We start from the raw sequence: 6788 nt of genomic DNA on the forward strand, positions 1-6788 counted from the left end.
ATTCTCCATACCCCATGCCCCATGCCCCATTCTCCATGCCCCATCAACCTGTATTTCTCATACCCGCAGCAATGCCGTTAATGGTTAACAATGCCCCCCGCAGTAGTTCACCTTTGCTGTAACGGGAATGGATAACTCCAGAAGTCGCAGTAGTATTCATAGACTGCCGTAGGCGCTTGAGCAGGGAAACCTGTATAAATCCCAAGGGTACAATTGTGCCATTGCGTAATTGCACAGATCGCTGCAATACAGGATCACCATCTAAGAGCCGATTATGACCAGTGATTTTTAAAACCAAATCCCTTGTGAGATAGAATTCGCTAGCAATTTGCTCAAAAACCTGCTCAAAGCGCGGTTTGTCTTCCGGTTTGGACAATTCTTGAACATAGTGGTGCGCCATTTGTATGTCTACTTTTGCCAAGGTCATTTCTGCCTTGGAAATGACCATCTTAAAAAATGGCCACTTGACATAAAAGTAGCGCAGCAATTTCAGATGTTCTTCAGGTTCTGCGTTCAAGAATTCTTGCAAAGCTGTGCCGACGCCATACCATGAAGGCAGCAAAAAGCGGGTTTGTGTCCAGCTAAATACCCAAGGAATAGCTCGCAGACTGGTTAAATCTTTCTTCCCAGATGGACGCCGCGCGGGACGAGAACTAATTTGCAACTGGCTAATTTCTTCAATTGGAGTTACTTGATGGAAGAAATCGATAAAATCGGGTTGTTCGTAGATTAAAGCACGATAATGTTGACGCGATCGCGCTGCTAATTCTTCCATAATCTCATTCCAGGGTTCAATATCATCAAACCCAGTCCGCAGCAAGCTAGCTTGAATCACAGCAGTGGTGATGGTTTCCAAATTGTACAAAGCTAAGTCCAGCAATGAGTATTTGGAAGCTAAAACTTCCCCTTGTTCGGTAATCTTAATCCGCCCATTAATACTGTGACCTGGTTGAGCTAAAATAGCCTCGTAAGCTGGGCCACCACCGCGTCCCACAGAACCGCCTCGTCCGTGGAAAATCCGTAGATTCACGCCATACCCTTCTGCGATTGTCTGGAGTGATTTTTGGGCTTTATGAATTTCCCAGTTACTACTTAAAAAACCAGAGTCTTTGTTGCTGTCAGAATACCCTAACATTACTTCTTGTAAGTTAGGGGTGAGGGGGGAGGAAGAGGAGGTGGGGACATTCTCTGTGTTTTCTACTTGGTGGTAGCCCCCAGCTAACAAGGCTCGATATAGGGGGAGTTCAAAGAGTTGGCGCATAACGCTTCTGGAGCGTTGCAAGTCTTCTACTGTCTCAAATAGGGGAACAACTTGAATAGTTCCTACAGCAATGGCGGGGTCAAAAAGTCTGGCTTCTTTGGCTAACAGCAACACTTCCAGGACATCGCTAACTTCGCGGCACATACTGATAATATAAGTGTGGCAGATATTACCGCCAAACTCTTGTTGCAGCGATCGCATGATCCGGAAGGTTTCAATTACATCGTTGGTTTTTTCGGAAAATGGCAATTCTGCTGGAATTAATGGCCGACGGGTTTTCAGTTCTCCTGTTAGCCAAGCGACTTTTTGTTGCTCACTAAGTTCGTTATAAGACTGAGGAAGTACTTGCAGGTATTCCAGAATTTCATTCAGCGTATCGGCGTGGCGGGATGATTCTTGGCGAATATCGAGCTGTGTCAGGTTAAAGCCAAAAATTTCTACTTGACAAATGAGATTTTCTAATTCCCGACAACTTAATCCTGTTTCGGTTAAGTTGCGTTGAATCAACCGCAGTTCTGCTAAAAAATCGTCTCCCGAACGATACATTGGGGTGTCTTGATTTTTTGGCGTTTCCTGATTGTACAAAGCTAAATTGCGATCGCGTGTATTTTCTAGCCGTTTCTGCACATAAGCCAGCTTTAGCCGATAGGGTTCTTGCCGATAACGTAGCGCCAAGGCGTCGTATACTTCGCTCAGCTGGGACTGATCTAACTCCAGAGATTCCAACAAATCTGGTAATACATCACTCCAGTGCATCGACACACTCAATAATTCAATCAGCTGCTTCACTGACTCGATATATCTTCCCAACACCATTTTGCGCTGATAGCAAGCTGTTTGCCAGGTAATTTCTGGTGTCACTGATGGGTTCCCATCTCTGTCTGAACCAACCCAAGAGCCAAAACAGCAGAAGTTTTTGCTTGGCGGTTCCAGCCAAGGAAAAGTAGCAGCTAAAGTGTATTTGAAGCGTTTATAAAGTTGGGGAATACCATCAAACAATACTTCTTGAAAGTAGTGCAGGGCATAATCTACTTCATCCAGTACCGAAGGTTTGAACTGGTGGAGTTCGTCTGTGCGCCACCACAGGCGAATTTCTTCGAGCAATTGTTCACGTAAGTCTGCTACTTCCCAAGGATATCCCCCTCCTGAACTACCAGCACGACTCTCCAAGGAATCTAGATGTTGCAAGAGTTTTACTACCTGTCGCTGCTTATCTCGGATGGTATGACGAACAATTTCCGTGGGGTGAGCTGTGAAGACTAAGCGCACATCCAGTTGTGAAATCAGGCGTTGAATTTGTTGGGGTGGGACGTTCAATTTGAATAAATAGGGAAATAAAGCAGCAAAAGTACCTTTTTGTTTGCTTGGTGCTTTGTCTACCCAATTTTTAGTCAGCAAGTCTCCTACTATCCCCCTCTTGACAGGCGCGTCGTCTTCCCCTTGGTTGGATGAATAGATAATATTGGGTAGGGTTTGCTGATCTGCTGGTTCTATTTCTGCCTCAAAGCGACTCAATTGCTGCTTTTGTTCATATTCCTGCTCTATGATGTTAATCAGCTGAAAATACAGAGCGAAGGCACGAGCCGCTCGGATTGCTTCGTTGATATTCAGTTGTTCAATCAATTTTACGGCTGAGGAGGCTTGGTCATTTGTTGCTTGTCCTTCTGGTGAACACAGATCGCGCAACTGTCGCAACAGATCCACCATATTTTGACCGCATTCTTGCCGGAGAACTGACTCCCACAATTCTTCTACCACCTGTAGACGATGTCGCAAAAATAATTCCGACGCCGGACATATATTTGCAGCTTGAGACAAAGAGTATAAAAGGGAACCCATATTCTCTATTCTTGATAAAGCTGATTACTGTTTACACTTCTACGTTTTGCACCCAATGCTCATGGTATTTTTCCGGAGCAAATAATTGTTTATAGTATATTTTTCTAAATTTTATCGAGTTCGTTGTCGTCTGGGAAGTTAAGAATGGGTAGGCGATCGCCCCGAAATAATTCTTCACTGGCTTCCCCTACAGCTTCTAGTGCTCTTACAGTAGTTTTCTGTGTGGTGAGCAGCAGTAGTATAGACGCTGTACCTATTTGTAAAAGGAAAGATTGGGGAATGCTAAACAAAACCAAATTTAATCCAGAGTTAAAAGAAGGCTGTTGGTTGGCAGGAGGCATTACAAATTCTCGGTTATTAGGAAGATGAGTAAAATAAACGCAAAACTTAAAATCAGTCTGACTTGCAAGCGTACAAAACTATCTTTGCCCATTTTGCGAGCTACGAAGGTGACAAAAGTGTTAAAAAAAAATGCCAGAGTGTGATAAATCTATGGTTCTAGTTTACAAGTGCAGGCACTATCCCCCAATCATCGCTTCCTGTAAAGTTAACTTCCCATGAAAACAGTATTACCAGACCGCCAGGAATTTTTAGTGCAATTGGTAAGCCAAGCAACAGGAATTAACACTTTTGGGGTGAAAGTCCGGTTGCGGGGAAACAATCTGCACATACTTTGTGAAGGTACAGAGTGTCCGCAACGTTGGCGCACTCTGTCTGACTTGTTGCAAGCATTACAGCAAACAGACTTGGATACTCTCACAAGCAGCGAACAACCCTCAATATACCAAGTATTTGTCTACGGCAGAAAGAAAGAGCAACAGCGTCCCCAATGGTGTCATCGGGTTTACTTGAATCAAATAGAACGGCATTTGGAGCAGGTGCAACAAGCTCTGTTAGCAGACTTGGAAAAATCAAGACAACCCGGTGGGGCGCTGATTGTCTCTAACGAAAGTTTGGCACGCCAAGGACATCCAGATGCTATTGCTCGTTATCTTAGCGAAACTTTGAGTACGTTGGGGGTAGCAGTACAGGTAAAAATTCGCAAATATCAGCCAAGACAGAACTCTCAGCCCGATGAAAATCGCCTGTGGATATTTTGTCAATCGAGCTACAGTCCCGATGCATCGTTGCTAGCCGAACCAGTAGCCCAAAAGTTGCGTCATCTGAAGCTTTCCGGGTATCAGGATGCCGTGATTGTTTCGCAAGTCAGCGGGGAGAGTGCGCCAGATTGGCTGCTGCGAGTGGATCTAACGCCGCCAGAGATGATGCTCAAGGAATGGGCGCGTTGGGGAGATGTGCAAGCGATCGCCCGGCTATTAACTGAGTTATTTGCCGAGTCCAAAGTTGCCATCCAAGCTTCTCTCAAAGAATCAACCCTACATATTTTTTGCACGCCAGCTTTTGACCCTTTAGAAACTGCTCCAGCGCCAGATAAAGCACAGTGCTTGGAGGCGATTTTACCACTGCTAGAAGCGATCGCTCCCCAAGGCATTCTCGCCGTCACCATATATGGACAAAAAACAGGCGACAACCAACCCGCTTGGGTTGATTGGCTTTCTTTACCTGCTGCTGAACATCCCGCCCTTGCTATATCAGCACTGGAACTGGCGACTACTGGGGATGAACCTGCGATGGTTTTTTTACTGGAGCGCTTACTTAATCCTGACCTAGATTGGCGTTTACTAACAGGTGGTATTCGGGTACTCTTGCTAAGTAAAGGTGATTTATTGCACATTATGTGTGATGCGCCCGTTTGTCCAGCGCGTAAACAAGTAGCAAGCAAAGTTGCTCAGTTTGTACTTCAGTTAAAACTTACTGCCATTATGGGAGTGCGTGTTTACGGACGCCGTGCTGGCAATAAGGAACCTTTTTGGCACTACGGTATTGATTTTGATCATCGCCAACGTTTAGTACCAGAAGCTACCCCAGAATTTGCTGCCACTTCTCAATACGTTAGCGACTTAATCACCTCTGAGGCAGACGAGCAAATTTTGCGTCCCGACTTAACAACAGAGGAAGTTCAAAGTTTTGTTACCGGAGTAGCACGAGATTGGGTGACAACGGCGAGTGCAACAGTGAAAAAATGGCTGTTGGCAACTCAGCTATTTACGGAAAGCAACCAGTCAGCGGATCGCAACTCTGATAGTCAAGGATTTAAGATCGCTTTAGTCTGGGGGACGTTGGGATTATTGCTTACTCTCCAAACCGATTGGGTGTTGGGTAAAATCATCGCACGCACCATGCCGACACCAACTGCTACTAGTGTCTCGCCTCCATCATCTTCCAAGCAAAAAGCATCGTTAACGGCTGGGAAAAATCAGAGTGAGAGTGAGAGGACAGCATTTTTAGCCAACACTTCTAAGACCAAATCTCCTCCAAATAATAGTTCTGTATTCAATGCTTCCGAGTTTACTCAAAGTAATGATGATACCCAAGAAAGGAATTTGGCAGCTGCACCACTCAAAGAAAAGGCAACCGCAACCGCTATCTTGTTAGCAGCGCGATCGCAGATGCCAAGTTTCAATGTTAGACAGCTAGATGAGCAGCTAGTGCTGTATAAACAACGTCTGGCTAGAACTGGTACTCCACCTGATGTGTTGATTATTGGCTCCTCCCGCGCCCTTAGAGGAGTAGATCCGGCAGCACTTTCTAAAGCTTTGGCAACTCAGGGTTATCCAAATCTGGACGTGTTTAATTTTGGTATTAATGGTGCTACTGCACAAGTTGTAGAATTTGTGCTCCGCCAAGTATTAGAACCATCAGAACTACCCAAACTAATTGTCTGGGCAGATGGTGCCCGTGCTTTCAATAGTGGTCGCGAGGATATAACCTTTAAGTCAATCACTGCATCAAATGGCTACAAACAGGCATTGCAGAAAAAACTAGCAACTCCAAATAGTGATCAGACTATCCAAAATCCTACTGACGAGCAAAATAAAAAAGCGGAAAAACAAGAGATTAGCATCTATCAAGCTGTAGATGGATGGTTAAATCAGGGTCTAGCTGCTTTATCGGCTAGCTACCAAAACCGCGATCAGATTAAAAGTTTATTGCAAAAACAATGGAACTCATTGCCATTAGTTAGCGATCGCCCTCAGATAGTTGCATCACAAACACAGTCAAAAACCGATAACTCAGACGAGTATACTTCTCAACAAGCAGTTGACTTTGATGGCTTTCTACCCTTGTCTATTCGCTTCAATCCCGCTAGATACTATCAAAAACATTCCAGAGTTCCAGGAAATTATGACAACGACTATAAATCCTTCCAAATAGGAGGTGAACAAGATGCCGCATTCCAAGCAGTGCTTAAGTTTGCCCAGGCTCAAAAAATTTCTTTAGTATTTGTCAACACACCTCTCACCGCAGACTATCTAGACCCAGTACGCAAAAAATATGAGCAAGAATTTCAGCAATATATGTTGAGTTTAGCCACTAGTCCCAACTTTATCTATCGTGATTTGAGCCAACAGTGGACAAAAACCAATGACTACTTTTCTGACCCTAGCCACCTCAATCGCTTTGGGGCATACGAAGTCTCGAAAAAGTTAGCTAATGACCCAATGATTCCTTGGCCAGCAAAGTAAAAAGATGGGCAAGATGGAAAGCAGAGGAGCAGGGGAGTAGACCAGAGACAGGGAAATCCCCAATGCCCAATGCCCAATGCCCAATCCCCAATCCCCAATCC

Annotated in this window: 3 protein-coding genes; 1 reads left to right on the top strand and 2 read right to left on the bottom strand. The window is 44.8% G+C overall.

The window, feature by feature from the left end; genetic code table 11:
• Window positions 1–43: 43 nt before the first annotated feature.
• Window positions 44–3100, bottom strand: coding sequence for a phosphoenolpyruvate carboxylase (gene ppc, locus IQ246_RS28210; protein WP_194006594.1), 3057 nt, complete (start codon window positions 3098–3100; stop codon window positions 44–46).
• 104 nt (window positions 3101–3204) lie between these two features.
• Window positions 3205–3441 (bottom strand): hypothetical protein, encoded by a 237-nt coding sequence (locus IQ246_RS28215; RefSeq protein ID WP_194006595.1) that lies wholly within the window; start codon window positions 3439–3441, stop codon window positions 3205–3207.
• A 216-nt stretch (window positions 3442–3657) separates the two neighbouring features.
• Here IQ246_RS28215 and IQ246_RS28220 point away from each other — a divergent pair, with 216 nt between their 5' ends.
• On the top strand, window positions 3658–6687 hold the full coding sequence (locus tag IQ246_RS28220) for a DUF1574 family protein (protein ID WP_194006596.1): 3030 nt from the start codon (window positions 3658–3660) through the stop codon (window positions 6685–6687).
• Window positions 6688–6788: the final 101 nt, after the last annotated feature.

It is taken from the genome of aff. Roholtiella sp. LEGE 12411 (assembly GCF_015206995.1).
Classification (GTDB): Bacteria; Cyanobacteriota; Cyanobacteriia; order Cyanobacteriales; family Nostocaceae; genus Komarekiella.

Bases quoted from the DNA above. Each gene is read 5' to 3' on its own strand.
- ppc (WP_194006594.1), bottom strand. From the start codon at position 3,100: ATGGGTTCCCTTTTATACTCTTTGTCTCAAGCTGCAAATATATGTCCG.
- IQ246_RS28215 (WP_194006595.1), bottom strand. From the start codon at position 3,441: ATGCCTCCTGCCAACCAACAGCCTTCTTTTAACTCTGGATTAAATTTG.
- IQ246_RS28220 (WP_194006596.1), top strand. From the start codon at position 3,658: ATGAAAACAGTATTACCAGACCGCCAGGAATTTTTAGTGCAATTGGTA.